The 451-nt window shown below is 69.0% G+C and carries 1 protein-coding gene; it reads right to left on the bottom strand.

Going from position 1 to position 451, the window contains the following annotated elements:
• The coding region (locus RM844_RS32730) for an MCE family protein (RefSeq protein ID WP_311671071.1) at positions 1 to 451 on the bottom strand (451 nt) is incomplete at both ends.

The following is a 451-nucleotide window of genomic DNA, read 5'->3' as shown; positions in this document are numbered from 1 at the left end:
CTCCTGGTACGTCAACAACAACCAGTTCTCCTGGACCCACTCGCTCTACCGGATCGGGGCGTGAGGACATGACCGCGACCACCCGGCGCCTCGCCGTCGCCACCGCACTCGCCGCCACCGCCCTGCTCGCCGCCGCACCCGTGGCCTCCGCCGACGGGACGCCCGCCCCGCCGAAGCTGACCGCCGCCACCAACGCCTGATCCAGATTGCCGCGCTGCTCGTTGAGCGTGCGGGCGGTGGTGACCGCATTGGTCAGACCGTCGAACAGGTCCGGACCCGCATTCGCGTAAACCTCGCCCAAGTCCGCCAGACCCGCGATGTCGCGGCGGATCTGGGGCATACGCGGGTTGAGGTCCGACAGGATGTCGTTGCCGTTGACGATCGACTGGCCGAACTTGTCACCCAGGCCGTCGAGGGCCTGCGCGGTGGCCGTCAGCGTCTGGTTCAGCTT

Source organism: Streptomyces chisholmiae, assembly GCF_031845445.1.
GTDB classification, from domain to species: domain Bacteria; phylum Actinomycetota; class Actinomycetes; order Streptomycetales; family Streptomycetaceae; genus Streptomyces; species Streptomyces chisholmiae.
Note: the sequence above shows the minus strand (reverse complement) of the source record. Positions and strands in the feature narration are given on the sequence as shown.